Here is a 26033-nt window from a genome sequence, read left to right on the forward strand (position 1 = left end):
TCGATACCTTCTCGACCGGCCAACGGGCCCAAGCGGTGCCACTTCCGGGTCAGTTCATGGTCGCGCCGATGGTGGTGCTGCCCGTGGTCAGGAACGTGGTGTCGGGCAGGGAGCCGTCGGACTTGCGGGCGTTGTACGTGGTCGACGCGTCCGTGGACCTGAAGGCCGGGGTCGAGACGCCGGAGTCCCAGTTGTTGCCGGCCGACGTCACCTTGGAGCCCTTGCTGACCAGGCCGCTGCCGTTGCCGACCGCCAGGTTCTTGCCTAGCTTGGCGGAGCTGGTGGCGAAGTAGTAGCCCCACTTGGCGTTCGCGTAGGCAGTGGTGCGGTTGATGACGATCGCGCCGGTGTTGGAGTTCTCCGTGAAGCCGTTGCCCGCATTGTCCCAGGCGGCGGAGTTGTTGACGACGTGGGCGACGGTCACGCCGTTGCCGCCCAGTTTGTAGCCGTTGCCGTTGCCCTCGAAGGCCGGGTCGTTCCAGCGGTTCTTGCCGTTGCCGAAGGACCACGTGTGCTCGATGGTGACGGAGGACGAGAACGACCACAGGTCGATGCCGTCGTCGGAGTTGTTGTAGAGCCGGGCTCCCGTGACCAGGTTGCCGGTGCCCGAGCCGAACTTGATGGCGACACCGTCGGCGTTCTGACCGTGGTTGGCCGCGTCGTAGTTGCCGTAGGAGTCCAGGTTCTTGACCGTGTTGTTGACGGTGCCGTCTCCGGTGAGCGTGAAGCCGGAGTCGCCGCCGTTGATGGTCTTGATGTTGTTCCAGTTGGTGCCGGTGCAGGACTGGCAGACGACCGCGCTGTCCGGGGAGTTCTGGAAGGTGATGTCGGAGACGTTCCAGTAGTCGGCGGTCAGTTTGAAGATCCATGAGCCGGAGGGCAGCTTGGAGCCGTCGATCTTCACCGTCTCCGAGCCGTACGCGGTGAGCGTGATCGGCGTCGAGGACGTGCCGTTGGCCGTGGACTGCAGGGTCGCCGTCGGGTAGTAGGTGCCGCCGCGCACCTGGATGACGGTGCCGGCGGTGGCGTTCTTGATGGCGTTCGACAGGTCGGTCGAGTTGCTGACGACGACCGTCGCGGCCTGCGCCTGGGTGGGGAGCACGGCAAGACCCGCGCCGAACGCCAGGGCGGCGCCCAGGGTGAGAGCGGTGCGACGAGACATGGAGTGCGGTCCTTTCGTCTCGGGGAAGGGTTGGGGGGTGGTGCGTCAGTGGGGTACGCGGGGCCTCCAGTCGCCGAGATAGGTCCGCCGCGTGTGGAGCGCGGCTTCCTCGTCCGTGAGCCGGGGGCGGTTCTCCGGGACGGTGATCACGGCGCCGGGTCCGGTGTTCCGGTACTCGCGGAAGCGCATCGACTGCCAGGGATAGGCGTCCCGCATGTCGGTGTAGGGGGCGACCGCGTCGATGCCGGGTCCTAGCCAGGTGTCCCGGACCACCAGCGACGGCCAGGCGGTCGTCTCGTACGACGGCACCCAGGGCCGGGCCAGCTTGTACGCCCCGTCCTCGGCGCCGGAGGTCACCCGGCAGCGGACCGCGAGGAATCCGCGCGGGTTGGCGCGGGCCGTGGAGGGCGCGAAGACCATGCCCTCCGGCCTGAAGGTGACGTCCCGGTCGAGCGTGTGGAAGTGGCAGCGTTCGAAGACGGCGGTGGCCCGGCCGAACACGAAGTCGACGTCGCCCTCGATGTGGCAGTCCCGGTAGTACTGCCGGTCGAACGACGTCAGGGCGGTGGTGTCCGCGAACAGGGTGTCCTGGTGGGCCAGCAGCCGGACGCGGTGGAAGAGGGAGCGGTCCCCCGTCACGTACGCCGCGACCGCCTGCGTGCCCGTGATCTCCGGGTGGTCGGCGCGCAGCCAGTCGTTGGCGAGGGTCAGGTCGCGCACGGTCAGGCCGGGCGCGGCCGAGGTGAAGGTGGCGGAGCCGGCCGTGCCGTAGGTGCCGGAACCGTCCGGTTTCTGCGTGCCGTTGGCGTTGTCGTAGACGATGACGGTGTCCCGGGGGTCGCCCGTGGCGCCGCGCAGGGTCAGCTCGCGTGCGGCGGCAGGCACGCTGACGACTTCCCGGTACGTTCCCGGGTGGACGACGATCGTCCACCCGGGCCCGGTGACCGCGTCCACCGCGGCCTGTACCGAACCTCCGGGGCGTACGTGCAGGACCCGGGGTGCGGCGGACGCGATGGCGGGGGTGGTGCCGGCGGCCAGCAGGCCGCCGGCGATCCCGGTCAGCAGGGTGCGCCGGTCCATGTCAGCACCCCTTCCACCAGGGGGTCCAGTCGCCGAGGTACGCCTCGCGGGTGGCCGACCGGGCCTCCGTGTCGGTGAGCTGGGGCCGGTTTGCGGGGACGCTGATCGCGGCGCCGGGTCCCGTGTTGCGGTACTCCGCGAACCGCTGGTTCTGCCAGGGGTAGGAGTCGGACATGTTGGCGTACGGCGCTACCGCGTCGATGCCGGCGCCGAGGTGGGTGTCCCGTACGGTCAGCATCGGGCGGGCGGTGGGGTCCGAGCCCGGCACCCACGGACGCGCGAGCTTGTAGTAGGCGTCCGGGGCCTCGCTGCTGATCCGGCTCCTGGTGACCAGGTAGCCGCGCGGGTCGGCCTCGGCGGTCGACGGGGCGAAGACGAAGCCGTAGGGGGCGCCGGACAGGTCCGTCCGGTTCAGGGTGCGGAAGTGGCAGCCCTCGAAGACGGCGGTGGCCCGGCCGAACACGAAGTCGACGTCGCCCTCGACGTAGCAGTCCCGGTAGTACTGCCGGGCGAAGCTGCCGAGCGCCATCGAGTCGGCGTACAGCGTGTCCTGGTGGCCGAGGAACCGGCACCGCTCGAAGGCGCTGCGGTCGCCCTGCACCTTGACGGCGACGGCCTGCGTGCCGGTGATCTCGGGGTGGTCGGCGCGCAGGAAGTCGTTGGCGAAGGTGAGGTGCCGGGCGGTGAAGCCGTCGGCCTGCACGGTGGTGGTGGCCGAGCCGGTGGTGCCGTAGGTGCCGCCGCCCGGCTTGGGCGTGCCGTTGGCGTGGTCGTACACGACCACCGCGTCCCGGGCGTTCCCGGAGGCGCCGATCCAGGTCATGCCGGTGCGGGTGGCGTCCACGACGACCGTCTCGCGGTAGGTCCCCGGCGCGATGACCAGCGTGTACCCGGCGCCGTTCGCCGCGGCGACGGCGGCCTGCACGCCGGTGAAGTCCCCGGCGCCGCCCGGGTGGACGTACAAGGTCTTCCCGGTGAGGCGGGCGGACGGCGAGCCGTACCGCCCGAACGCGGAGTCCGCCCGGGCGGGACCCGCGAGGCCGAGCGCGACGGCGGCGCCGGCACTCGCGGCGAGGAAGGCTCTGCGTCCCACGGTGGCCGCCACGGTCAGCAGGCCTTTCCCGCACCCGCGCGGTGGTCGACGATCCCCGGAACCGCCCGGGCCGGGTCGACCTCGGTGCGCAGGGTCGGCGTCCAGCCGGCACCCGACTGCAGCGTCTCGCCGGGGATCTCCGCGTTGTGCACGGCGATCAGGTCGGTGAGCGTGCCGTTGACGTAGTTGTCGGCGGCGGTGACCGGCGCCTCCTTCCACTTCTTCAGGATCTTCCCGGCGCCGACCCCGTCCCGCAGCGTGAACGCGTTGTGCTCGGCGACGAGTTGGGACTCCATGCCGATGCCGTAGCTGTAGGAGTAGCCGTCGCCCGCGACGAAGTGGTTGTTGTAGGAGTCGACCTGCCCGAAGCGGACGCGCGGTGCGCGCTCGACCAGGTTCGCGAACAGGTTGTGGTGGAAGGTGACCTTCAGGTGCCCCCGGTCGACGGCGGCGGTGGAGGCGCTGTCGCTGTTGCCGATGAGGATCGTCTTGTCGTGGTCGGCGAAGACGTTCCAGGAGGCGGTCACGTAGTCGGCGCCCTTGACGATGTCCAGTTCGCCGTCGTGCTGCTCGTAGATGCGGCCGTAGTAGTACGGCAGCGTGCTGTCCGGGTGGTCGCCGTCGGTGAAGGTGTTGTGGTCCATCCACACGTGGGTGGAGCCGTAGACGACCGCGCTGTCGTACTCGGAGTTCCAGTTGCCGTCGGCGGTGTCGGTCGGGTCCCACTGCGGGAAGCAGTCCAGGGGGCTCTCGAAGGTCAGGTTGCGGACGATGACGTTGTCCACGCCCTTGATCTGGAGGCTGGCGCCCTTGAAGCCGGCGTCCTTGCCGATGCCGACGATGGTGGTGTTGGCCGGGATGTTCGCCTTGATGTAGGCGTCCTGGTTGGCGGCGGAGGCGCGGCGCAGGCCCTCGGGGCTGTTGTCGGGCTCGCCGTCCAGGGTCTTGCTGCGCCCCCACGTCTCGGGGGCGTAGGTCTTCAGGTAGGTGTCGAAGCCGTAGCCGGGCACCGCGAAGGACGCGCAGCTCGGCCCGTCGGCGTCGATCGTGCCCTTGACCTTGACGATCTTCGGGGCGGAGCCGCCGTCGGCGAGGGCGGCCTTGAACTCGTCCCAGGTGGTGACGGTGTACACGTGGGCGGCGTCGGCTGCCGCGCCGCCGGTGGTGCCGGTGCCGTAGGAGCCCCAGCCGTCGTGCGCGGCGAGGGTCTGGCGGCCGAGGTCGCGGGGCTGGGCGGCGTGCGCGGCGGGGCCGGTCACGGTCAGGACGAGGGCGGTGCAGCCGATCAGCGCGGTCGCCGTGACTGTGGCATGGCCATGCCATTTCTGTGGACGCATGGTGCGGCTCTCCTTGAGTGAAGGGGTGGGTCAGGCGGTGGCAGCCGGCGGCCAGGTGATCCAGGACTCGGGAATCTCCTCGTCCAGCCGGCGCACGTCGCGCGGCGCGAGCACCTGCGTACGCAGCAGCTCCCGCGCCACGAGCCGTGCCACGGCGATCGCGCCGGGCGGGTTGAAGTGCGTGTTGTCCTGCTCGGTCGCCGTCCAGTTGAAGTACTTCTTCGTCTCCTCGACCCCCAGCCTCTGCCACAACGCCAGCGACAGCGCCTGGATGTCGAGCAGCGCCACCTGCTCCTGAGCGGCGAGCGCCCGCATGGCCGCCGGATAGTCGCCGTGGGTCGGCATCGCCTTGCCTGCCGCGTCGAACTTGCGTCGCTCGACGGACGTGGCGAGCACGGGCCGCGCCCCGCGGGCCCGGGCCCCGACGATGTACCGGCGCAGGTAGTCCTGGTACGTCGTCCACGGCTCGGTGTACCGGGCGGGGTCGTTGACCTTCTCGTCGTTGTGCCCGAACTGGACGAGCAGGAAGTCACCGGGCCGGATCACCGAGAGGATGGCGTCGAGCCGGCCTTCGTCGATGAAGCTCTTCGAACTGCGCCCGTTCATCGCACGGTTCGCGACCACCAGGTCCTTGTTGAGGAAGAACGGGATGGCCATGCCCCACCCGGTCTCGGGGGCGGCGTCGGCGTACTTCTGGGCGGCGGTGGAGTCGCCGGCGATGTAGAGGGTGCGGCTGCGGCGAGCGGCGGCCTGTGCGGTGCCGGTCACGGCGAAGGCGAGGGGGACGGCTGCGACGCCCGCCGCGGTGACTTGCCTTCTGCTGAGAGACATGACGGTGTCCTTTGCTGAACAGGCGGTCGGGGAACCGAGCGAAGGGGCGCGGGCTGTGTCGATGTGCCGCCCCGCCCCGGTGGGGTGCGCCGGCCAGGGGCGGTCCGCGGGTCCGCTGCACCACGGACCGCCCCACGGCGAAACCTTGCGCGGGACTAACCGTGCTGCTTCTTCCACTCCGCCTGAGCCTTGTCGAGCTGGTCGGCGAGCGTGTCCAGGAAGTCCTTCGCGCTCATCTTCCCGAGCAGCACCCTCTGGAAGTTCGGCTCGTTGTCGGCCTTGGAAACGGTGTTCCAGTCAGGCAGGTAGTACGGCAGCTGCACGATGGTCGTGGAACCGTCGTTCAGCGCCTGGGCGGCCAGCTTCGTGGGCTCGGCCTTGGAGATCCACGCGTCCTGCAGGGCCTCCTTGTTGGACGGGATCGCGCCGGCCGACTCGTTCCACTTGGAGTTCGACGCGTGCGAGACGGCGAACTCGATGAACTTCCAGGCGGCTTCCTTGTTCTTGGAACTCTTGAACAGGCCCAGGCCGTCGACCGGGTTGGAGACCTGGACCCGCTTCCCACCGGGCCCGGTGGGCTGCGGAATACCGCGGAACTTGTCGACCCCGAGCGCCTTCACGTGGTCCTGGTACGACCCGAGGTTGTGGTTCAGCATCCCGATCGTGCCGGAGTCCCACTGCGCGACCATCTTGGTGAAGTCGTTGTTGAGGTCGGCTTCCGGCGTGACCTTCTTGTACAGCGCCGCGTACTTCTCCAGCGCCGCCACGTTCCTCGGGTCGTTCACCGTGGTCTTCTGACCACTGGCGTCCCAGAACGAGGTGATCCCGGACTGCCCGTACATGGCGTCGAGCGCCTGGGCGATGGAGCCCGCGCCACCGCGGATGGTGTACCCGAACTCGTTCTTGCTCCTGTTGGTGAGCTTCTCAGCGGCCTTGTAGAACTCGTCCCAGGTCGTCGGCGCGTCCAGGCCGGCCTTCTTGAAGAGGTCGGTGCGGTAGTACAGAACGCCGTTGTTCGCGGAGGTCGGGATCGAGTACAGCGTGCCGTCCCCGCCGCCGGCGGCCTTCAGCGACTTGACCATGTTGTCACTGAGCTTGCCGTTCAGCGACGACTTGGCGAGCCGCGCGTCCAGCGGCTCGAGCGCCTTCTGCGCGGAGAACCCGGCGAGCATCGCCGCGCCGACGCCGCCGACGTCGGGCAGGCCGCCGCCCTGGATGGCGGTGTCGACCTTGGACTGGTACTCGGTTGCGGGAATCCCGACGTACTGGACATCGATGTTCGGGTTCGCCTTCTCGAAGTCGGCGATGATCTTCTTCCAGATGTCGGTGCGCACACCACCGTTGTTGTCCCAGAAGACGATCTTGCCCTTGCCGCTGCCCTCGGCGCCCTTGTCGCCGCCCGCCCCGCTGCCGTCGTCGCCGCAGGCGGTGGCGGTCAGCGCGAGTACGGAACCCAGGGCGACGGCCAGGGCGGCACGCCTGCTTCTGCGATTGCTGATCTTCATTGGTCGGCTCTCTTCTTCTGGATCCAACGAGTTGCGACGTTGTGGGGGGACGGTTGGGGTCACCGCGCCTCAGCGGCGGTCGTACGGCGCCCAGCCGTCCGGTCCGTTGAGGTAGTGCGCGACGGTGTACGACGCCGCCTCGGCGTCACTCAGCTGCGGCCGGTCGGCGGTGACGGCCGCGCCGGGGCCGTGGTTGCGGTACTCCGCGAACCGCGCGTCCTTCCATGAGAAGCCGCCCATGTCCGTCCACGGTGCGGCCTTGATCGCGGCGGGCAGCTCGGTGTCCCGGATCAGCACCTGCGCGACCGCGTCCGGCTCACCGCCCGGGTGCCAGGGACGGCCGAGGTGGAAGGACCCGGCGGGCGCGTCGCTGACGACCTGCGACCGGGTGATCAGGAACCCGTACGGGTTGCCCTTCCAGGTCGAGGCGGCCGTGATGAAGCCGTTGTTGGTCGTCGACCCGCGGCTGAGCGCCCGGATCACCGAGTGCTCGATGACGGTGGTGGCCCGCCCGTAGACGAAGTCGACGTCGCCCTCGATGTACGAGTCGCGGATGTAGACCCGGCTGAGGGTGGTCAGCTTGGGGCTGTCGGTCATCAACGTGTCCTGGTTGCCCAGGAACGCGGTGTTCTCGAAGACGATCCGGTCGCCGGTCGTCTTCATCGCCAGTGCCTGCTCGCCCTTCAGCTCGACGGCGGCCTCGTCGAAGTCGTTGCTGAAGGTGAGGTTGCGTGCGGTGACGTCGTTCGCGGCGATCCGTACGGTGGCGCTCCCCGTGGAGCCGCCGTACTCGGCGGGCGTGTCGTAGACGATGACGGTGCCGGAGCGGTCGTGTCCCGTGCCCTGCAGCACGATCTTCGGCTTGCTCGCGGGGATGAACACCTTCTCGCGGTACGTCCCGGGCGCCACGGCGATCGTCGCCGGCACGTCGTTGCCGTCGGGTACGGCGTCCACCGCCGCCTGAACGGTCCGGTAGTCGGCCGGGACGCGCAGCGTGACCGAGGCGCCGATCTGCCGCTGTGGGCCGGAGAAGCGCTTGACCAGCGCCGGTACCGCCGCGGCCGGGTCGAGCCGGTAGTCGTAGAACTCCCGCGGGTCGAAGGCCGTACCCCACTCGTCGTGCCGGCCGGTCGTGTTCTTCAGGATCGACCCGCGCTGCACCAACTCCGCCGTGGCATCGGCCTGGTAGGGGTGCCGGACGCCGTCGTAGTAGCTGTTCTCGATGACCATTCTGGTCCTGCCGCGCGACCAGTTCCCGTACGTCCACACCGGGTCGACGTCGGCGACCTGTGCCGACAGGTAGTTGTTGTACAGGTGGGCGTACGCGCAGTTGTCCGCGGAGGGATTCCGCTGCTTCGTGCCCGTGAACCAGTTGTGGTCGATGGTGATCTGCGTCCGGACGTCGATCGTCCAGCCGATCCCGAAGGCCTTGTTGTGGTTGGTGAACTGGTTGTAGGAGACGGTGATGTACTGACTGTCCTTGCGGATGTCGAGCAGCCCGTCGCCCATGTGGGTGAGGCGGTTGTGGTCGATCCAGACGTGGTCGACGGTGTCCATCTGGATCGCGTCGAAGTCCTGCGTCTTGCCGTCCCAGTCGCCCTCGACGTAGGAGTCGCGGATCGTCAGGTTGCGGATGACGACGTTGTGGGTGCCCGGGTCGAGGTGCAGCTCACCGTGGACGATCTCGCCGGTGTCCCCGACGCCGATGATGGTCTTGTTCGACCCGACCACGATGTTCGAGCCGAAGGGTTCGGCAACGATCGAACCCTTCACCCGGATGACGTACGGCTCCTCGGCCGCCGCGTACCTGGCCAGCGAGGCCTGGTCGGTGACGGTGACGACCTTGCCGCCCGCCCCGCCGGTGGTGCCGCCGGCGAGGGAGGCGAAGCCGTGCGGCTGGTCCGTCCAGCGGTCCGCGGTCGAGACGGGCTGCGGTACCGGGGCGGCGTTCGCCTCCCCGATCGCCCCGAGGCTCAGCGCGGCCACGAGGGCGATCACCGCGGCCAGGACCTTGCCGGATCCGGGTCTCGGCAAGCGCTTGCTATCGAGGTGCGTCATTGCGGCTCCCAACAGGCATACGGGTGCGATGGGTTACGAGGCGCTGATCCTGAACTGTGTGAACGTGGCCGCGCCGGCGTGTCCTTTGCCGACTGGCGCGAGGGCGAAGAGGCCGAGCAGGGCGCCGACCCAGCGCCAGGGGGTGGCGGCGAAGACGGGACCCGTTGGACGCGGGCCCTCCCCGATGTCGTAGGAGAAGCGGCAGCGTGCCCCGGGGCCGATGTCGATCCGCAGCCGCGCCCGTCCCTCGGGCGCGGGCCGCGGGTGGTCGGCGTCGCGCTCTCGTTCCGCGACCGCCTCGGCGAACCGGTGCACCAGGTGCACCGTCCCGTCCGCCCCCCGCTGGAGTCCGATCCAGCAGAAAGCGTCACCGAGGACGGCGAGCCCGGCCCGCGCCCCCGCTTCCTCGCTGTCCAGCCGCAGTTCCACCTCGACCGTGCAGGGCATGCCGGGCAGCCGCTGCGTGAGCACGTTCGACAGCTTGCGCAGGTCGTGTGTGTCGGCGGAGCGGACGCAGGTCAGCCGGAGGCCGTCGCCCGAGTGCTGGGTGGCCCAGCCGTCATGAGGGTTGGCCGTCCACTGCCACTGACGGCCGTACCGCCCGCCGGGGAAGTCGTCGTCGGTGGCGGGCGCGGTGGGCGGCTGCGGCGGCAGGTCCGGCCGCCGGTGCACGGCGACGGGGGCGCCGTCGTCGCCGAGCACCGGCCAGCCGTCCGGGCCCCAGCGCATCGGCTGGAGGTGGACCACACGACCGTAGGCGCCGCGCTGCTGGAAGTGCAGGAACCAGTCCTCGCCGGACGGGGTGCGTACCCAGCCGCCCTGATGCGGGCCGTTGACGTCGGTGTTCTCCTGGTCCAGGACGATCTTCTCCTCGTACGGCCCGAAGAAACCGCGCGAGCGGAAGGCGCCCTGCCAGCCGGTCTCCACTCCCCCGGCGGGGGCGAAGATCCAGAACCAGCCGTCGTGCTTGTAGAGCTTCGGCCCCTCGAGCGTGAACCAGCCGGGGATGCGGTCACCGTCGACGATCACCTTGCCCTCGTCGAGGAGTTCGGTGCCGTCGGGGTGCATGCGGTGCCCGGTGAGGCGGTTCTTGATGCCGGAGCGGGACTTGGCCCAGGCGTGGACGAGGTAGGCCTCGCCGGTCTCGTCGTCCCAGAGCGGGCAGGGGTCGATGAGGCCCTTGCCCTCCTTCACCAGGTGGGGGCGCGTCCACGGGCCCCGGATCGCGGGGGCGTTGACCTGGAAGACGCCCTGATCGGGGTCGCCCCAGAAGATCCAGAAGCGGTCGTCGTGGTGCCGGATCGACGGTGCCCACACGCCGCAGTCGTGGCGCGGGGAGGTGAACTCCTCCTCCGGCTCCAGGCGTTCGAGGGCATGCCCGACCAGCGCCCAGTTGACCAGGTCCCGGGAGTGCAGCAGCGGCAGGCCCGGAGCGCGGCCGAAGCTGGAGGCGGTGAGGTAGAAGTCGTCGCCGACGCGGACGACGTCCGGGTCGGACCAGTCGGCGTCGAGGACCGGGTTGCGGTAGGTCTGAGCGGTCATGGGCTCACCGCCTTCCTGACGAGGGCGGCGGCCACGTTCCGGTCGAGGCGGCCGTCGGCGACGACGGTGACGACTCGGCGGACGACGGTCTCGCCGGGTGGGACCGGCAGCCGTTCGTCGTGGGCGAGGGACGAGCCGACGCCCGGATACTCCTCGGTGCGCACGAACCACGGGTCCCGGCGGGTGTCGTCCGTGGCCCCTGCGAAAACCAGCGTCCAGGTGGACCCGGCGAGGGCGAGCCAGTCGGCGGACCGCCCGTGGACATCGGCCTCCCCCTCCTTGTCGGCGGTGAAGACGTCCGGCGCCCCGGATTCCTTGCGGGCGCGCCAGAAGAAGCCGCCGTACGCGGCGCCGGGCCGTCCGTTCGTGGCCGGGCTGCCGATGGACAGCTCGCCCGAAGTGACGTTGGTGAGGGAGAAGGTCAGGTCCAGCGCCCAGGCGTCGTCGGTGAGCTCGGTGGCCGCGACCGTACGGCGCTCGCGCAGTAGATCAGCTCCCCCCGCCACCCAGCGCAGCTCCTCCACGAAGCCGTCGGGGTCGCGCAGCTGGAAGGCGGTGTGTCGCTGGGAGCCGTGGTTGTCCAGCTCGGTCGGACCCTGGTCGCGGACGAAGGTCCGTCCGCCCCAGAAGTTGTGCCCCTCGACGTCGGGAACGGCGACACCGACGCCGAGGTGGTGTGTGTGGTCGGCGGGGCTGAGCTCGGTGACCACCGTGCCGGCCAGGGTGGTGACGGGATGCAGGTACGGACGCGGGGACAGTCGGGCCGGCAGCTCGGGGCGGATGACGTACCGGCCGACGGGGCGGCCCGCGACGCGCAGGACCGCGCTGTTGTTGCCGGTCATCGGGTGCTCACCGCTTTCTGACGGTGCTCCGCGGGCAGCGCCCAGGGGGCACCCAGCTCGGAGTAGAGGCAGAGGGTGTCGGCGGCGGCCGCCACGAGCCCGTCGATGCCGGGCACGACCCTGCGGTTCTCGCCGGGGACGCGGTGCCAGGCGGTGTCCGGCAACGGGGCCGGGTCGGGGGCCTGCCGGATCGCCTCCACGACCTTCATGAAGGCGCCCGTCTCGTCGGGTGTGACGAGCAGTCCGGCGCCGGTGGTGAGGTGTGCGACGAGGTTCTCCAGCAGGTCGGTGCGGCCGTACTCGTACTCCTCCGGGCCGTGGTCCGCGCGCTGGAGCAGCACGCGGTCCTCCTTGTACCAGAAGGTGATCCGGCCACGGCTGCCGTGCACCAGGACGTACGGCTCGTCCGCGCGCTCGGCGCACAGGGTCGCGGCGACGGTGACGGGATGGCCCTGGGCGGTGGTGATCCGGACGCAGGAGGTGTCGTCGGACTCGATGTCGTTGGCGCGAAACAACTCCATCTCGATGGCTGTGACGTCCTCGGCGCGGGTGGTGCCGCCGAGCGCGAGGGCAGTGGCGACCGTGTGGGCGAGCGGGTTGGTCAGCACCCCGTCGATCACGTCGGCGCCGTCCAGCCGCCGCTTGCCCGCCCAGGGCACCCGCCGGAAGTAGGCCTCGTCGCGCACCCACGCCCCGGCCCCGCCGAGCCCGACGAGCTCGCCGATCGCGTCCTGGGCGACCAGCTCGCGGATCGCGGGCAGGGCGTGCGAGCCCAGCGACTGGAAACCGATCTGGCAGGCGACGCCGGCAGCGGCGACCGAGTCGGCCATGCGGCGGAACGCGGCGTACGACGGCGCCGGGGGCTTCTCGAGCAGGATGTGGACGCCTCTTGCGGCGGCGGTCAGTGCCAGGTCGGTGTGGGTCGGGATCGGCGTGCAGATCACCGCGGCCCGGGCGCCGGTGGCGTCCAGCAGGGCGCCGAAGTCGGCGGACTGCTCGGGCGTGCCGAGGCCGTGGAGCTCCTGCGCGGTCAGCGGGGTCAGCTCACAGACGCCGACGAGCCGTACCAGGCCCTTCTTCTGGAGCCGGCGGATGTTCTCGACGTGCCAGCGGCCGTGGCCGCGGGCGCCGGCGAGCACAACAGGCAGTGGCGTACTCATGGGATCCTCCCCGCGCCCGCGCCGCGCGCCACCTCTCGGTCGGCCACGGCAGCGCTGTCGATCGGTCCGTGCAGGGTGGGTGTCCAGCCGACGTCGGCCGTCAGGTCGCGCTCGCTGCCCGAGTTGTAGGCGTTGTGGATCGCGAGCAGGTCGACCGGGTAGCCGTTGAAGAGGGTGCCGCTCTGGTGCAGGGCGCTGCCATTCCAGCTCTTGACCAGGTCGGCCACCTCGACGTGGCTGGGCGTGGTGAAGGCGTTGTTCTCGGCGTAGATCGCGGACTCGGTGGAGACGCCGAGGGAGTAGCGGTACTCCGAGCCCTCCGGGACGAGGTACCGGTTGTCGTAGACGTGCACCTGGCCGAAGCGGACGCGCGGGGCGCGCTGGACGGCATGGCCGCCGAGGCCGACGATCGTCGTGTTGGAGCCGACCGGCAGCACGATCCGCTCGGCCTGCTTGGCCGCCGAGGCCTGGCGGGCTTCCTCCTGCGGGCCGCTGGGTCTGGCGGAACCCCAGGTGCGGGGGTCGTAGGCGGCCAGGTACTTCTTCAGGCCGTAGCCGTCGGTGGCGTAGTCGGCGCAGTCCAGGCGGTCGCCGTCGTCGTCGGTGTCGGCGTCGATGCTGCCGGCGATCTTGATGATCTTCGGGGTGGCACTGCCGCCGTCGAGGGCGCGGACCAGCTCGGCGCGGTTGGTGACCGTGTACACGTGGGCGTCGTCGGCCGCGGCGCCGCCGGTGGTGCCGGTGCCGTACGCGGCCCAGCCGTCGTTCGCGGGAAGGGTGTCGCGGCCGATGTCGCGGGCCTGCGCCTGAGCCGGTACGCACAGCACTGCCAGCAGGGCGGCGGCCGACGAGAGGTGACGGAGTCTCATCCCTTCACCGCCCCTGCGCTGAACCCGGTGATCAGCCACTTCTGGATGAAGGCGAACACGATCACGACGGGTACCGCCGCGATGATGCCGCCCGCGGCAAGCGCGCCGAGGTCCACGCTGTCCGCGCTCATCAGGGTGTTCAGGCCGACGGGGATGGTCTGCTTCTCCTGGTTGTTGAGGAACATCAGGGCGAACAGGAAGTGGTTCCAGGAGTGGACGAAGGCGAAGGAGCCGACGGCGATCAAGCCGGGCCGCAGCAGCGGCAGGACGACCACCCGGAAGGCCCTCATCCGGTTGCAGCCGTCGACCCAGGCGGCCTCCTCCAGGGAGTACGGCACGTTCTTGATGAAGTTGCTGATCAGGATCATCGACAGCGGCAGCTGGAAGACCGTCTCGGCGATGATCACGCTGCCCAGCGAGTTGATCATCCGCACCTCGGCGAAGATCTCGAACAGCGGGACCAGCAGCAGCGCGCCCGGCACGAACTGGGAGCACAGCAGGCCCAGCATGAAGGCCCGCTTGAATGTGAAGTCGAACCGGGCGAGGGCGTAGCCGCCGGCCAGCGCGACGATCGTCGTCATGATCAGGGTGGCGACGCCGACCATGACGCTGTTCTGGAAGTAGGTGCCGAAGCTTCGCTCGGTCCACACCTTCTCGAAGTGGTCGAGGGTCATCGGCCAGGGCACGAGCGACGTCGATCCGGCCGGACGCAGGGCGAAGAGCAGGATCCAGTAGAAGGGGATGAGAGTGAACAGCAGGTAGATCCCCAGAGGAAGGTAGATCTGCCAGCGCGGGACCTCGTCCCAGCCGCGGTGCCGCTTCGCCGGCCGCGGCGGTTCGAGGGTGGTGCGCACCAGGGCGGGCGCGACCTGGGTGGCTTCCTTGACGCTCACTTGTCCTCGCCTCCGAACTTGCTCAGCCGCAGGTAGACGATCGAGCAGAAGAGCAGGATCACGAACGCGACCGTGGTCAGTGCCGACGCGTAGCCGAAGTTGTGGGCGTCCACGCTGGTGTTGGCGATGTACAGCGGGAGCGTGGTGGTCTCACCGGCCGGGCCGCCGCCGGTGAGGGTGTAGAGCAGGTCGACGTTGTTGAACTCCCACACCGCGCGCAGCAGCGTGGACAGCACGATGGCGTCCTTCAGATGCGGCAGCGTGATGTGCCAGAACTGCTTCAGGCGGCTCGCCCCGTCGACCTCGGCGGCCTCGTACAGGTCCTTCGAGACGGACTGGAGGTCGGCGAGGATGAGGATCGCGAAGAAGGGGACGCCGCGCCACAGGTCGGCGACGACCGCCGCCGGGAAGACGGTGGAGGTGTCCGACAGCCAACTCGTGCCGTAGGAGCCGATGCCCATGTCGGCGAGGTAACGGGTGACGCCGGCCTGGGAGTTGTAGAGCAGCACCCAGATCGCGGAGGTCAGCACCCCGGAGACGGCCCACGGGGAGAACACCAGCGCCCGGCCGAGCGCCCGGCCCACGAAGGTCTGGTTGACGATGAGGGCGAGGGCCAGACCGAACAGCAGCTGCAGCCCGACCTCGACGACGACCCACTTGGCGCTGAAGGTCAGCGTGTGCCAGAACTGCGGGTCCTCGGTGAAGGCCTGGACGAAGTTGTCGAAGCCCGCGTAGCCGTTCCGCCACGGCTTGGTGGGGTTGTAGTTCTGCAGGCTGTAGTAGAAGACGCTGAGGACCGGGTAGGCGATGAAGCCCAGCATCAGCAGGGCCGCCGGGGCGATCAGCAGGTACGGGAGCCTGCGCGGCGTGGCGGAGGCACGGCGCCGCCGGGGTGGCGCGGGCGGTTTCGCCACGGCTGCGGCTTGGGCCATGACTGTTCTCCGTTCGCAGTGGGGCATTTACAGCGGGTGCAGGAAGCGCTTGCTACGTACGCATGCTTTGAAGCGCTTCGACAGGTGGAACCGGGGTGCCCGGTACCCCGGGATCCGCGGTGCTGCGTGAGCAGGCCCAGGGGTCGTGCGGTGCGTCAGCCGGCGTACGGGTCCGGGACCTGGCCGGGCCGGGCCAGGAACTCGAAGTCGCAGCCGGTGTCGGCCTGGGTGATCTGGGAGTTGTAGAGCACGCCGTAGCCGCGCTCGTACCGCACGGGCGGCGGCGTCCACTGCGCCCTGCGGCGCCTGAGCTCCGCGTCGTCCACGTTGAGCTGGAGGGTGCGGGCCTCGACGTCGAGGGTGATGCTGTCACCGGTGCGCACCAGGGCGAGCGGTCCGCCGATGTACGACTCGGGCGCCACGTGCAGGACGCACGCGCCGTAACTCGTGCCGCTCATCCGGGCGTCGGAGATCCGCACCATGTCCCGCACACCCTGCTTGAGCAGGTGGTCCGGGATCGGCAGCATCCCGTACTCGGGCATCCCGGGGCCGCCCTTGGGTCCCGCGTTGCGCAGCACCAGCACGCTGTCGGCGGTGATGCCGAGGTCCGGGTCGTTGATGGTGCGCTGCATGGTCCGGTAGTCGTCGAAGACGACCGCGGGACCGGTGTGCTCGAGCAGGTGCGGTTCGGCGGCGATGTGCTTGATGACGGCGCCGTCCGGGCAGAGGTTGCCGCGCAGGACGGCGACGCCGCCCTCGCGGGCGACCGGGTTGTCGCGGGGCCGGATGACGTCGTCGTTGTGGACCTGCGCGCCCGCGATCTGCTCGCGCAGGGTGTCGTGGGACACCGTCGGCCGGTCCAGGTGCAGCAGGTCCGGGATCCGGGAGAGGAACCCGGGCAGGCCGCCCGCGAAGTGGAAGTCCTCCATCAGGTACCGCCGGCCACCGGGCCGGACGTTGGCGAGCACGGGGACCGTGCGCGCGATGCGGTCGAAGTCGTCGAGCGTGAGCTTGACCCCGGCCCGTCCGGCCATGGCGATCAGGTGGATGACGGCATTGGTGGAGCCGCCGAGCCCGAGGACCGTCGTCACCGCGTCCTCGAACGCCTCAGGGGTGAGGATGTCGGACAGCTTCCGGTCCCGGTGGACCAGTTCGACGATCCTCAGGCCCGCGGCGGCGGCCATCCGGTCGTGCCCGGAGTCGACGGCGGGGATGCTGGAGGCGCCCGGCATCGTGACACCGAGTGCTTCGGCGGCGGCCGTCAGCGTGGACGCCGTCCCCATCGTCATGCAGTGCCCGGGCGACCGGGCGAGGCCGCTCTCCAGCTCCTGCATCTCGCAGTCGCCGATGAGACCGGCGCGCTTGTCGTCCCAGTACTTCCACATGTCGGTGCCGGAGCCGAGGACCTCGCCCCGCCAGTGGCCCGGCAGCATCGGCCCCGCGGGCACGAAGACCGTGGGCAGGTCGACGCTCGCGGCGCCCATGAGCAGCGCGGGCGTGGACTTGTCGCAGCCGCCCATCAGCACGGCCCCGTCGACCGGGTACGACCGCAGCAGCTCCTCGGTCTCCATCGAGAGCAGGTTGCGGTACAGCATCGGGGTCGGCTTCTGGAAGGTCTCGCTGAGCGTGGAGACCGGGAACTCCAGCGGGAAGCCGCCCGCCTGCCACACGCCCCGCTTCACGGCCTGCGCGCGATCCCTCAGATGCACATGACAGGGATTGATGTCGGACCAGGTGTTCAGGATGGCGATGACGGGCTTGCCGAGGTGCTCCTCGGGCAGATAGCCGAGCTGACGGGTGCGGGCCCGGTGGCTGAAGGAGCGCAGCCCGTCGGTGGCGTACCACTGGTGGCTTCTGAGCTGTTCCGGCTTCTTCATACGGACCACCCGGCGGCTATGGCGGCGACCTCCGCACGCTCCTCCTCGGGCAGCGCCCTGCTCGGCGGGCGCACGTCCCGGCGGCACAGGCCGAGGGAGGCGAGGGCCTCCTTGACGACGGTGACGTTGTCGGCGGAGCCGTTCGCTGCGCGCAGCTCCTCGAAGCGGCGGATCTGTTCCCAGACCTTCATGGCGGCCGGGTAGTCGCCCGATCGAAGCGCTTCGATCATGTTCAGCGAGACGGACGGGGCGACGTTCACGAGCCCCGAGGTGAAGCCCGTGGCGCCCGCCGAGAAGTAGGAGGGCGCGTACGGTTCGGCGAGGCCCGCCACCCAGACGAACCGGTCCAGACCGGCGTCGCGGGCGAAGGCCGCGAACTTCGCGGCGTCCGGGACGGCGTACTTCACCCCGATGACGTTCGGGCAGTGGTCGGCGAGCTCGGCGAGCCGCGCGCCGGACAACTGGGCGTTGCGGATGTAGGGCACGACGCCCAGTTCGGGCACCGCCTCGGCGATCCCGCGGTGGTAGTCGACCCAGCCGGCGGCCGAGACGTAGGGGTGGACGGGCTGGTGGACCATCACCATCTGGGCGCCCAGCTCGCGGGCGTGCCGCGCGGAGGCGACGGCGGTGGGCACGTCGTGTCCCACCCCGACCACGATCGCGGCCCTCTCCCCCGCCTCCTGGACGGTCAGTTCGGTGACGAGGCGCCGCTCCTCGGGGGTGAGGGCGTAGAACTCGCCGGTGTTTCCGTTGGGCGTCAGGGTCCTCACCCCACCGTCGAGCAGGCGACGCAGCAGGGCCCGGTGGGCGTCCTGGTCCACGCGGCCGTCCTCGGTGAATGGGGTCACCGGGATCGCCACCACGTCGGCCAGGGCCGCCCGCTGGGTCTCGAACGTCGTTGTCATGCCTGACCGTCCTCTCCCTGGGCCCCCGGCTCCGCTGCTTCGGCCGCGGGGAAGGCCCGTCGCACGAACGACGCGATGTGGGCGTGGAGGGCGCTCGCCGCCCCGTCGGCGTCGCCTCCGAGGGCGAGCCGCAGGATCTCCCGGTGCTCGGTGGCCTCCCGCTCCCAGGAGGGGTCGGCGGCCCAGGCGACGGCGGAGACGAGGGCGGCCTGGTCGCGGACCTCGTCGAGCATCCGGCCGAGCAGCGGGTTGCCGCACGGCAGGTACAGGGCGCGGTGGAACTCCCGGTTGGCCAGGGAGCGTTCGGCGGTGTCGCTCGCCTCGTCGGCCCGCTTGAGCGCGTCACGCGCGGCGCCCAGGGAGGCCCCGCGCCGCACCGAGCGCCGCAGCGCCTCCGGCTCCAGGAGCAGCCGGACGTCGTAGACCTCGCGCGCCATGTCCGCGTCCACCATGCGCACCGTGACGCCCTTGTACTGGCTCATCACGACGAGCCCGGTCCCGGCCAGGGTCTTGAGCGCCTCGCGCACGGGGGTCTTCGACACCCCGAACTGTGCGGCGAGTTCGGTCTCCACCAGCGCCTGACCAGGCGTCAGCTGCCCGGTGAGGATGCGGTGTTTGATCCCCTCGAGCACGTACTGCGTGCGGGAGGGGATCGGCGTGGGCACAGAGGTCATGCGCGCCTCTCGGATGTCGCGTATGTGATGTCGCGTATGTGATGTCGCGTATCTGATCTCGCGTATCGCGTCTCATATATGACGTACGAAGTACGACGCGTCGAAGGTAAGAGCGGCCCTGTGTTTCGTCAATGCTTCTGACAAAGGGAGTTGCGGCGACGTGCGGTGACGGGCGGTCACTCGCCGCGTATCGCTCCGACGGGCACAAGTGACGGCTTCCGACGGAGCTCCGTCCGTCACGGCGCCCGACCCGAGGTTTTCTAAGGCACCTGCCCGATCCCGCCCCCGTGTCCTTAGAGCCACGATGACCTGGCATGACGACGACTTGGACGGCGGCGCGCGTGCTGCGCGACCGCGATGCGGGGCTCTGTCTGGCCGGGGTGGTGGTGTCCGGCTTCGGCACGTCGGCGCTGTGGCTGGCGTCCGGGGTGTGGGTCAAGGACCTCACCGGCTCGGACGGCCTGGCCGCACTGTGCCTGCTCGCCATGTGGGCGCCGATCCTGGCAGGCCCCGCCCTGGGCACGCTCGCCGACCGTGTCCGCCGAAAGCCGCTGCTCATCGGCACGAACCTCGGCCTCGCGGCCCTCCTGCTGACACTCTTCACCGTCCAGTCCCGGGACGGGTTGTGGCTGCTGTACGCGGTCCTGTTCGTCTACGGGGCGGCCGGGATCGTGCACGACGCGGCCGAGTCGGCGCTGGTCACCGCCGCCGTCGACGGCTCGCTGCTCGGCGACTTCAACGGACTGAGGATGACGGCCACGGAGGGCATGAAGCTCCTCGCCCCGCTGGCCGGCGCGGGGCTCTACGCGGCGTACGGGGGCCCCTGCGTGGCCTTCCTGGACGCCGTCACGTTCGTGCTCGCCGCGGGCCTGTACGCGCTGCTGCGGGTCCGCGAGGACAGGCCGGGGCCGCCCACCGCCGGATGGCGCGCGCGAACCGCCGAGGGCGCGCGTCATCTGTGGCGGCACGAGCGGCTGCGGCCGCTCGTCCTGGCGGGCGGGACCACCATGCTGTTCGCCGGGCTCAACGGCGCGATGGTCTACGCGGTCGTGGACGGCCTCGGCCGCTCCCCCGCGTACGCCGGGGTGCTCGCTGCCGTCCAGGGCACCGGGTCGGTGCTGGTGGGCACGGTCTCGGGCCCCGCCCTGCGGCGCCTGGGCGAGCGCCGGTTCGCAGCCTGCGGCATCGTCCTGTTCGCCGCCGGCGTGGCGCTCAGGGCGATCCCGTCCGACCCGGTGACGCTCGGGTGCAGCGCGGCCATCGGTGCGGGACTGCCCTGTGTCCTGATCGCGGCGTTCACCGCGGTGCAGCGGGAGACGCCGGGCCCGCTGCTGGGCCGTGCGGCCGCCACGGCGAACACGCTGCTGTTCGGCCCGAACGCGGTCGGGCTGGCCGTGGGGGCGGGGCTCGTTGAACTCGTCGACCACCGGCCGGCGCTGGTGGCGCTGGGACTGGCCGCGACGGTGGCGGTGGCGCCGCTGTTCCACAGCTCCGCGAGTACTTCCCGGACGGCGCCGGGGCCGCCGTCGGACGCCGACTCCGCATGAGGGGTCCGCAGTTCCGTCACGTCCAGGTCGGCGACGACGCAACCGCACCCGTTGCCGCTGCAACTCCGCCAAGGCGCCGGGTCCGGCCGCATCCACCCACGCCTCGGTGCCCCGCCGCACAGCAGACGGCCGGAGCGGAGTGTGTCTCCCGCCCCGGCTCGCCCCGGTTCGTGCTGTTCACGACTTCCAGCCCGGGTTGCGCCCGCTGAGGGCGATGGTGCGGTCGAGGAGCGGGGCGTCCTCCGGGACGGGGACGACCGGGCCGAAGATGCCGCCTTCGCGGCTCGGGTCCTCGGCGGCGGCGGACAGGAAGCCGTACGACGCCCGCAGTGCGGCCGGGTCCGGCTCGTATTCCTGGTCGGTGGTCCGCGCCAGACCCCATTGGTGGACCACCAGTTCGTCGGCCGCGACCGCGCCCGCGACAGCCCCCGGCAGGTCCACGCCGCCCGCCCGGGTCATGCCGGTCCAGGCCGCCGGGTCGCGCCAGGCCTCGGCGAGTTCGTCGAGGACCTTCGGCAGCTCCTCGCGCCAGCCGGGCCCGATGTCCGGCTCGGCGGCGTCCGGAGCGGTGTCCGTGGTAGGGGCCCATATCCTTGCGGCCGGCGTCCCAGAAGGCGACGGCGAGCCCCTGCAGATGGCCCAGCAGGGTGCGCACCGCGTACCCGGGACACGGTGTCGCGTCCGCGAGCCGCTCGTCGCGCACTCCGGCCGCGAGCCGGGCGACGATCCGCGCCTGCGGTCCCAGATCAGACATCGTGTCGGTCACGGTCTCCTCCGGTTCCGCTGCCTCCGGCTGTCACCGGCTGCCTCCGAAGGGGGGACCGGCGCGGTGCGCGAAACTCATCGCTCGGACGCTTCCCGACCGCTCTTCACGACAGCCTGCCGCCTGCCCTGACGTGAGGGTCCGGTACGCGTCCACATCACGGCCCCCCGGGTCGCCACGGTGTTCCTCAGTCGCCCTTGGAACGGGTGCGGCGGGCGTAGGCGCGGGCGGCGCGGGCGCGGTCGCCGCACCGGGTGGAACACCAGTGGCGGCGGCCGTGGCGCAGCAGGTAGCGGTTGCAGGGGGCGGAGCCGCAAGCGGTGAGGCGTTCGGCGTCTGCGCCGGTGAGCAGGTCGGCGGCGTCGGCCGCGAGGGTCGCCAGAGCGTGGTCGACGATCTGGGTGGTGGGGTGTGGGGTCACGCGGTAGGGGCCGTGCCTTTCGTCCCACTGCAGCAGCGGGGCCGTGGGCACCCGGTTCATCGCGTCGTTGACGGCGGCGACGGCGGCGGGGAGTGCGGGAACCGCGGCGACGCGGGAGGCGAGCAGCGTCCTGACCTGTTCGCGCAGCGAACGCAGCTGGGCCGCGCACATCTCCCGCATACCGGCATCGGCGGGAGCGAGACCACGGTCGACGAGCCACTCATTCGCCGCCGCCGGGCTGCCGAGCATGTCGATGAACTGCCCACCGGGCAGGGCGATCACGCTGTTGGCGAGGGCGAGGGAGCGGTACTGCTCCTCACCCGGCGCGGGCGGCGGGGCCGGATCGGCGATCGGGGACTGGTTCACGATTCTCATGGTACGGCTTGCCCGTATCCGTGAGAGGCCGCTAGGGTCTTCTCACGGATGACCGGCCAGCTAACCGTGAGGTGACTTCCATGGCATCTGCTGACATATCCACCGATCCACGGCCCGTCCGCGTCTTCGGCGGCCCGACCGCCCTCTTCGCATACGGTGGCCTGCGTTTCCTGACCGACCCGACCTTCGACGCCCCCGGCGACTACGCTCGGCCCGGCCGGCCGGTCCTGACCAGGACCGCGCCGCCCGCCGGCAGCCCCGCCGACCTCGGCCGCATCGACGTCGTCCTGCTCTCCCACGACGAACACGCCGACAACTTGGACAACTCCGGGCGCGCCCTGCTCGCCGACGTGCCCCTCACACTCACCACTCCAAGCGGCGCGCAGCGCCTCGGAGCCAAGGCCAAGGGCCTGGCCGACTGGGAGTCCGTCGAACTGAACCGCCCCGGTGGCGGAACCGTCACCGTGACCGGCCTCCCCGCCATCCACGGCCCCGGCAGGCGTGAGGAAGTCGAACCTCTCTCCGGTCAGGTCATCGGCTTCCTCCTGACCGGAGACGGCCTGCCCACCGTCTACGTCAGCGGCGACAACGCCTCTCTCGACGCCGTCAAGCAGATCGCCGAACGATCCGGCCCGGTGGACACCGCCCTCCTCTTCGCCGGGGCACCTCGCCTCTCCGGCCTCTACAACGGCGCGCCCCTCGTCCTCGACAGCGCCCAGACCGCCGAAGCCGCCCGGATCCTCGGCGCCCGCCGGATCGTCCCCCTCCACTACGACAGTTGGGCCCACTTCACCGAGGGCCGTGACGCGTTGGCGGCTGCTTTCGCGGAGGCCGGTCTGTCCGAGCGCGTGGATTGGGGCCACAGGGGCTGACCGCACGGGCCGCCGCTGCTTCAGAGCCCCGCGAGAGCGTCCCGTACGGCGTCGAGATCGCCGTCCGACGCCAACCCGGCGTGATACAGCCGCAGTTCGGTCGCGCCCAGCTCGGCGGCGCCCTGGGCGTCCCGCGCGAGTGTCCCCGGGCTGCCGCCCATGCCGGAGACCACGGTGAAGTTGGCCGCGAGGACGGCACCCGTCCGGGTCTGTTCCGCGAACGGGGCCAGCAGGCCGGCACCACCCGTGCAGGGCACCACCACACCGTCCGCCACGGACAGGATGTGCGCGGGGTCGACGCCCGCGTTGGCACCGCAGTGGTACGGGACCGGGTCCGCGTGCAGCAGCACCTGGAAGCCCTCGGGCGCGGCCGCCCGGACCGCCGCCACGGCCTCCTCCTGGAGCGTGCGGGCGGTGGTGTCGCGCCACGCGCGCGTGGCGGCCGCCTTCGCCTCACCGAGGAGCTTCTCCACGCCCGCCCAGCCCCCGTCGGAGGGCGCGCCGCGCCACACCGGCTCCAGTTCTGCCCGTACCGCCGCGGCCAGTTCCTCCGCATCCAGTCCGTGCCGTCCATAGCCATCACGGCAACTCGGGCAGAAGCACAGGGACATGAGGTACTGCCCGGCGTCCCCGAGCGGCACGCCGCCGATCTTGTCGTGGGCGTGCAGGTGCGCCAGTCCGTACCAGCCGAGCGACTCGAGCTCGGTGCCGCGCGCGCCGGGCCGTACGGCCGCCTCGGCCGCCAGGTCGACGAGGTACGCGCGCGTGGCGGGCTGCGCGATGCACGGCGCCCAGGGGTAGCGGTCGCCGTAGGCGTTGACCACGGAGGTGCCGGGATGCTCCTCGCCCAGGCGGGAGTTGTGCGCCAGCACCACCCAGGTGTGCACCTCGAGCCCGGCCGCGATGAGCGCGCGGGCCGCCTCCCCGAAGGCGTCGCCCGGGGCCCAGTCGCCGGCCGGCCAGGGGCGCAGGGTGCGGCCCTCCCAGCGCGCGTCCGCCAGGTAGAGCACGGCCGCGTGGCGGGCGGTCACGATGCGGTGGCGCGGGTGCCGGGGCGTGAGGGCGCGTGTGGAGTGGTAGGCGGAGGCGAGGGTCGCCTGCCGGACGCCCAGCGCGGCGATGCGGTCCGGGGCCTCGGGGTCCCCGTTGACGTCCCAGGGGTAGACGAACGCCGACGCCTTCACACGCCCTCCTCGAGCAGCGCGTACCCGTGGTCGATCAGCGCGGCGAGCTGTTTGACGTGGTCCTCGGACGGCTCGTGCAGGGGCGGCCGCACCTCGCCGACGTCGAGGCCGCGCAGCCGTACGCCGGCCTTGACGAGGGACACGGCGTAGCCGCGGCCGCGGGCGCGCAGTTCGACGAACGGGCGGTAGAAGCCGTCCAGGAGCCGGTTCACCGTGGTGTCGTCGCCGGAGGTGAGCGCGCGGTGGAAGGCGAGGGCGATCTCCGGGGCGAAGCAGAACACGGCGGACGAGTACAGCGTGACGCCGATGCCGCGGTAGGCGAGCTGGGTCTGCTCGGCGGTCGGCAGCCCGTTGAAGTAGAGGAAGTCGCCCGGCGCCTCACTGCGCACGGCGCTGACGATGCGCTGCATCAGGTCCAGGTCGCCGAGCCCGTCCTTGAGGCCGATGACGCCGTCCGTACGGGCGAGCTCCACCACCGTCCCGGGCGTGAACACGGCGTTGTCGCGCTGGTAGACGACGGTCGGCAGCGAGGTCGAGGCGGCCAGCTCCCGGTAGTGCCGCAGCAGCCCCTCCTGGCCCGCGACCACCAGGTAGGGCGGCATGGCGAGCAGCCCGTCCGCCCCGGCGCCCTCCGCGAGCTTCGCGTAGCGCACGGCGAGCGCGGTCCCGTAACCGGCGCCCGCCACGACCGGAACCCGTCCGTCGGTCGCCTCGACGGCCGCCCGTACGCAGGCCTCGAACTCCTCGGGCGTCAGCGCGTGGAACTCACCCGTGCCGCAGCACGCGAACACCGCGGCGGCGCCCGCCTCCACGCCCTTGCGCACATGGGCGCGGTAGACGTCGAGCGCGAGGGAGCCGTCGGGCCCGTACGCGGTGACGGGGAAGAACAGCGGCCCGCTCGGGATGCTGAGTCGAGCGGCGAGAAGGGCTGACGTCACGGGCTCTCCCTTGAACAGGCGCTCCTGCGCGGACCGACGCGCGCTCCCGAGTGGACCACACCCCGGACAGGTGCACGTTTCTGATCCGCGTCCATATTTCTGAACGAATCCACGCTATGGGGCCACCTCAGGGCGGGTCAAGCGCGCAATCAGGCAAGTCAGGGGTGGATTCCGCGCTTCCGCGCCACACTTGACGGGCCAGGCCGACGCTCCCTAGCGTGTCCACGAATGTGAATCCTGTGCACGAATGCGGCCGTTGATCTCAAGGAGACCGAGGATGCCCGCTCCCCGCACCGTTCTGCTCACCGGCGCCGCCGGCGGACTCGGCACCCTGATGCGGGGACTGCTGCCCCAGTACGGCTACCGGCTGCGCCTCCTCGACCTGCGGCCGATCGAGGGCGAGCCGGACGCGATCACCGCGGATCTCGCGGACAAGGACGCCGTGCGCGAGGCCGTACGGGGCGTCGACGCGATCATCCACCTCGCGGGCATCTCCCTGGAGTCCACGTTCGAGAAGATCCTGAAGGCGAACATCGAGGGCACGTACAACGTGTACGAGGCGGCGCGCGAGGAAGGCGTACGCCGGATCGTGTTCGCCTCCTCCAACCACGCGGTCGGCTTCACCCCGCGCCCCCAGGGCGACGATCCGCTGATCCCGATCGACACCCCGCGCCGCCCCGACACCTTCTACGGACTGTCCAAGTCCTTCGGCGAGGACCTGGCCCAGTTCTACTGGGACAAGCACGGCCTGGAGACGGTCTCGGTGCGCATCGGCTCCTGCTTCCCCGAGCCCACCAGCGTCCGCATGCTCTCCGTCTGGATGAGCCCCGAGGACGGCGCCCGCCTCTTCCACGCGGCCCTGACCGCCGAGGACGTCGGCCACACTGTCGTCTACGGCTCCTCGGCCAACACCCGCCTGTGGTGGGACCTGACCACCGCGCGGGCCCTCGGCTACGAACCGCAGGACGACTCCGAGCCGTACGCCGAGAAGCTCATCGCCGAGCAGGGCGAGTTGGACCCGGACAACCCGGCGCACGCGCACCTGGGCGGCCACTTCGTCACGGACCCGCCCATCTGGCCGTACTGAGACGACCGACTCCAAGGGCGGGCGGGCACCGAACGGGCCCGCCCGCGCCGCTTTTCGGGCACGGAAGCTGCCCGATCTCACCCGGC

The 26033-nt window shown here is 71.0% G+C and carries 23 protein-coding genes and 1 pseudogene; 3 read left to right on the forward strand and 21 right to left on the reverse strand.

Annotated elements, in window-relative coordinates; all coding sequences use genetic code 11:
• Window positions 1-49 precede the first annotated feature (49 nt).
• From ACIRC0_RS12315 to ACIRC0_RS12390, 16 genes are all read right to left on the reverse strand, one after another.
• Window positions 50-1162, reverse strand: a complete 1113-nt coding sequence (locus ACIRC0_RS12315) for a chondroitinase-B domain-containing protein (RefSeq protein WP_403614819.1) — start codon at window positions 1160-1162, stop codon at window positions 50-52.
• A 45-nt stretch (window positions 1163-1207) separates the two neighbouring features.
• Entirely contained in the window at window positions 1208-2242 is a 1035-nt protein-coding gene (locus ACIRC0_RS12320) for a pectinesterase family protein (protein ID WP_403614821.1), read from the reverse strand.
• Between the two features lies 1 nt (window position 2243).
• Window positions 2244-3335 carry a pectinesterase family protein gene (locus ACIRC0_RS12325; protein WP_403614824.1) on the reverse strand — a complete coding sequence of 364 codons (1092 nt, stop codon included), beginning with the start codon at window positions 3333-3335 and terminating at the stop codon, window positions 2244-2246.
• Window positions 3336-3349: 14 nt separating this feature from the next.
• Window positions 3350-4672, reverse strand: coding sequence for a polysaccharide lyase family 1 protein (locus tag ACIRC0_RS12330; RefSeq protein ID WP_403614826.1), 1323 nt, complete (start codon window positions 4670-4672; stop codon window positions 3350-3352).
• Between the two features lie 30 nt (window positions 4673-4702).
• Window positions 4703-5503 carry a rhamnogalacturonan acetylesterase gene (locus tag ACIRC0_RS12335; RefSeq protein WP_403614829.1) on the reverse strand — a complete coding sequence of 267 codons (801 nt, stop codon included), beginning with the start codon at window positions 5501-5503 and terminating at the stop codon, window positions 4703-4705.
• Window positions 5504-5658: 155 nt separating this feature from the next.
• A complete protein-coding gene (locus ACIRC0_RS12340; RefSeq protein WP_403614832.1) occupies window positions 5659-7008 on the reverse strand; it encodes an ABC transporter substrate-binding protein in 1350 nt (449 codons plus the stop codon).
• A gap of 69 nt (window positions 7009-7077) precedes the next feature.
• Entirely contained in the window at window positions 7078-9066 is a 1989-nt protein-coding gene (locus tag ACIRC0_RS12345) for a pectinesterase family protein (RefSeq protein WP_403614835.1), read from the reverse strand.
• Window positions 9067-9099: 33 nt separating this feature from the next.
• Window positions 9100-10608: a family 43 glycosylhydrolase gene (locus tag ACIRC0_RS12350; RefSeq protein ID WP_403614838.1), complete on the reverse strand. Its 1509-nt coding sequence runs from the start codon at window positions 10606-10608 to the stop codon at window positions 9100-9102.
• Window positions 10605-11450 (reverse strand): PmoA family protein, encoded by an 846-nt coding sequence (locus tag ACIRC0_RS12355; protein ID WP_403614840.1) that lies wholly within the window; start codon window positions 11448-11450, stop codon window positions 10605-10607. The genes ACIRC0_RS12350 and ACIRC0_RS12355 overlap by 4 nt, the downstream gene beginning before the upstream one ends.
• On the reverse strand, window positions 11447-12610 hold the full coding sequence (locus tag ACIRC0_RS12360; RefSeq protein WP_403614843.1) for a Gfo/Idh/MocA family protein: 1164 nt from the start codon (window positions 12608-12610) through the stop codon (window positions 11447-11449). The genes ACIRC0_RS12355 and ACIRC0_RS12360 overlap by 4 nt, the downstream gene beginning before the upstream one ends.
• Complete coding sequence (locus ACIRC0_RS12365) at window positions 12607-13479, reverse strand: hypothetical protein (protein WP_403614846.1); 873 nt, start codon at window positions 13477-13479, stop codon at window positions 12607-12609. Before ACIRC0_RS12365 ends, ACIRC0_RS12360 begins: the two co-directional genes overlap by 4 nt.
• On the reverse strand, window positions 13476-14372 hold the full coding sequence (locus ACIRC0_RS12370; protein ID WP_403614848.1) for a carbohydrate ABC transporter permease: 897 nt from the start codon (window positions 14370-14372) through the stop codon (window positions 13476-13478). The genes ACIRC0_RS12365 and ACIRC0_RS12370 overlap by 4 nt, the downstream gene beginning before the upstream one ends.
• Complete coding sequence (locus ACIRC0_RS12375; protein ID WP_403614851.1) at window positions 14369-15304, reverse strand: carbohydrate ABC transporter permease; 936 nt, start codon at window positions 15302-15304, stop codon at window positions 14369-14371. Before ACIRC0_RS12375 ends, ACIRC0_RS12370 begins: the two co-directional genes overlap by 4 nt.
• A 155-nt stretch (window positions 15305-15459) precedes the next feature.
• Window positions 15460-17181 carry an L-arabinonate dehydratase gene (gene araD, locus ACIRC0_RS12380; RefSeq protein WP_403614853.1) on the reverse strand — a complete coding sequence of 574 codons (1722 nt, stop codon included), beginning with the start codon at window positions 17179-17181 and terminating at the stop codon, window positions 15460-15462.
• Window positions 17178-18086, reverse strand: a complete 909-nt coding sequence (locus tag ACIRC0_RS12385; protein WP_403614856.1) for a dihydrodipicolinate synthase family protein — start codon at window positions 18084-18086, stop codon at window positions 17178-17180. Before ACIRC0_RS12385 ends, araD begins: the two co-directional genes overlap by 4 nt.
• On the reverse strand, window positions 18083-18760 hold the full coding sequence (locus tag ACIRC0_RS12390) for a GntR family transcriptional regulator (protein ID WP_403614858.1): 678 nt from the start codon (window positions 18758-18760) through the stop codon (window positions 18083-18085). Before ACIRC0_RS12390 ends, ACIRC0_RS12385 begins: the two co-directional genes overlap by 4 nt.
• A 314-nt stretch (window positions 18761-19074) precedes the next feature.
• On the opposite strand from ACIRC0_RS12390, the gene ACIRC0_RS12395 reads away from it, so the two are divergent.
• On the forward strand, window positions 19075-20307 hold the full coding sequence (locus ACIRC0_RS12395; protein WP_403614860.1) for an MFS transporter: 1233 nt from the start codon (window positions 19075-19077) through the stop codon (window positions 20305-20307).
• Between the two features lie 177 nt (window positions 20308-20484).
• On the opposite strand, the gene ACIRC0_RS12400 is transcribed toward ACIRC0_RS12395, so the two are convergent.
• The 3 genes and pseudogenes from ACIRC0_RS12400 to ACIRC0_RS12410 all read right to left on the reverse strand — a co-directional run bounded on the left by ACIRC0_RS12400 (window position 20485) and on the right by ACIRC0_RS12410 (window position 21866).
• Window positions 20485-20943 (reverse strand): TIGR03086 family metal-binding protein, encoded by a 459-nt coding sequence (locus ACIRC0_RS12400; protein ID WP_403616462.1) that lies wholly within the window; start codon window positions 20941-20943, stop codon window positions 20485-20487.
• Window positions 20855-21061, reverse strand: a pseudogene (locus ACIRC0_RS12405) (maleylpyruvate isomerase N-terminal domain-containing protein); the annotation flags it as partial. The pseudogene ACIRC0_RS12405 and the gene ACIRC0_RS12400, both read right to left, overlap by 89 nt.
• A gap of 196 nt (window positions 21062-21257) precedes the next feature.
• Window positions 21258-21866: an ABATE domain-containing protein gene (locus tag ACIRC0_RS12410; protein ID WP_403614863.1), complete on the reverse strand. Its 609-nt coding sequence runs from the start codon at window positions 21864-21866 to the stop codon at window positions 21258-21260.
• Between the two features lie 80 nt (window positions 21867-21946).
• Between ACIRC0_RS12410 and ACIRC0_RS12415 the strand changes: the two genes are divergently transcribed.
• A complete protein-coding gene (locus tag ACIRC0_RS12415) occupies window positions 21947-22738 on the forward strand; it encodes an MBL fold metallo-hydrolase (RefSeq protein WP_403614866.1) in 792 nt (263 codons plus the stop codon).
• Between the two features lie 20 nt (window positions 22739-22758).
• Here the strand turns inward: ACIRC0_RS12415 and ACIRC0_RS12420 are convergent, their stop codons facing one another.
• Entirely contained in the window at window positions 22759-23922 is a 1164-nt protein-coding gene (locus ACIRC0_RS12420; RefSeq protein ID WP_403614868.1) for a hypothetical protein, read from the reverse strand.
• Window positions 23919-24860 carry a 5-dehydro-4-deoxyglucarate dehydratase gene (locus tag ACIRC0_RS12425; protein ID WP_403614871.1) on the reverse strand — a complete coding sequence of 314 codons (942 nt, stop codon included), beginning with the start codon at window positions 24858-24860 and terminating at the stop codon, window positions 23919-23921. The genes ACIRC0_RS12420 and ACIRC0_RS12425 overlap by 4 nt, the downstream gene beginning before the upstream one ends.
• 277 nt (window positions 24861-25137) lie before the next feature.
• Here ACIRC0_RS12425 and ACIRC0_RS12430 point away from each other — a divergent pair, with 277 nt between their 5' ends.
• Complete coding sequence (locus ACIRC0_RS12430; RefSeq protein WP_403614874.1) at window positions 25138-25947, forward strand: NAD-dependent epimerase/dehydratase family protein; 810 nt, start codon at window positions 25138-25140, stop codon at window positions 25945-25947.
• The last annotated feature ends 86 nt before the right edge of the window (window positions 25948-26033 follow it).

It is taken from the genome of Streptomyces sp. NPDC093984 (assembly GCF_044764595.1).
GTDB classification, from domain to species: domain Bacteria; phylum Actinomycetota; class Actinomycetes; order Streptomycetales; family Streptomycetaceae; genus Streptomyces; species Streptomyces cynarae.

What these genes read in the sequence shown, in the direction of transcription:
- ACIRC0_RS12315 (WP_403614819.1), bottom strand. Translation starts at nt 1,162, where the DNA reads ATGTCTCGTCGCACCGCTCTCACCCTGGGCGCCGCCCTGGCGTTCGGC.
- ACIRC0_RS12320 (WP_403614821.1), bottom strand. Translation starts at nt 2,242, where the DNA reads ATGGACCGGCGCACCCTGCTGACCGGGATCGCCGGCGGCCTGCTGGCC.
- ACIRC0_RS12330 (WP_403614826.1), bottom strand. Translation starts at nt 4,672, where the DNA reads ATGCGTCCACAGAAATGGCATGGCCATGCCACAGTCACGGCGACCGCG.
- ACIRC0_RS12335 (WP_403614829.1), bottom strand. Translation starts at nt 5,503, where the DNA reads ATGTCTCTCAGCAGAAGGCAAGTCACCGCGGCGGGCGTCGCAGCCGTC.
- ACIRC0_RS12340 (WP_403614832.1), bottom strand. Translation starts at nt 7,008, where the DNA reads ATGAAGATCAGCAATCGCAGAAGCAGGCGTGCCGCCCTGGCCGTCGCC.
- ACIRC0_RS12345 (WP_403614835.1), bottom strand. Translation starts at nt 9,066, where the DNA reads ATGACGCACCTCGATAGCAAGCGCTTGCCGAGACCCGGATCCGGCAAG.
- ACIRC0_RS12350 (WP_403614838.1), bottom strand. Translation starts at nt 10,608, where the DNA reads ATGACCGCTCAGACCTACCGCAACCCGGTCCTCGACGCCGACTGGTCC.
- ACIRC0_RS12355 (WP_403614840.1), bottom strand. Translation starts at nt 11,450, where the DNA reads ATGACCGGCAACAACAGCGCGGTCCTGCGCGTCGCGGGCCGCCCCGTC.
- ACIRC0_RS12360 (WP_403614843.1), bottom strand. Translation starts at nt 12,610, where the DNA reads ATGAGTACGCCACTGCCTGTTGTGCTCGCCGGCGCCCGCGGCCACGGC.
- ACIRC0_RS12365 (WP_403614846.1), bottom strand. Translation starts at nt 13,479, where the DNA reads ATGAGACTCCGTCACCTCTCGTCGGCCGCCGCCCTGCTGGCAGTGCTG.
- ACIRC0_RS12375 (WP_403614851.1), bottom strand. Translation starts at nt 15,304, where the DNA reads ATGGCCCAAGCCGCAGCCGTGGCGAAACCGCCCGCGCCACCCCGGCGG.
- araD (WP_403614853.1), bottom strand. Translation starts at nt 17,181, where the DNA reads ATGAAGAAGCCGGAACAGCTCAGAAGCCACCAGTGGTACGCCACCGAC.
- ACIRC0_RS12385 (WP_403614856.1), bottom strand. Translation starts at nt 18,086, where the DNA reads ATGACAACGACGTTCGAGACCCAGCGGGCGGCCCTGGCCGACGTGGTG.
- ACIRC0_RS12390 (WP_403614858.1), bottom strand. Translation starts at nt 18,760, where the DNA reads ATGACCTCTGTGCCCACGCCGATCCCCTCCCGCACGCAGTACGTGCTC.
- ACIRC0_RS12395 (WP_403614860.1), top strand. Translation starts at nt 19,075, where the DNA reads ATGACGACGACTTGGACGGCGGCGCGCGTGCTGCGCGACCGCGATGCG.
- ACIRC0_RS12410 (WP_403614863.1), bottom strand. Translation starts at nt 21,866, where the DNA reads ATGAGAATCGTGAACCAGTCCCCGATCGCCGATCCGGCCCCGCCGCCC.
- ACIRC0_RS12415 (WP_403614866.1), top strand. Translation starts at nt 21,947, where the DNA reads ATGGCATCTGCTGACATATCCACCGATCCACGGCCCGTCCGCGTCTTC.
- ACIRC0_RS12430 (WP_403614874.1), top strand. Translation starts at nt 25,138, where the DNA reads ATGCCCGCTCCCCGCACCGTTCTGCTCACCGGCGCCGCCGGCGGACTC.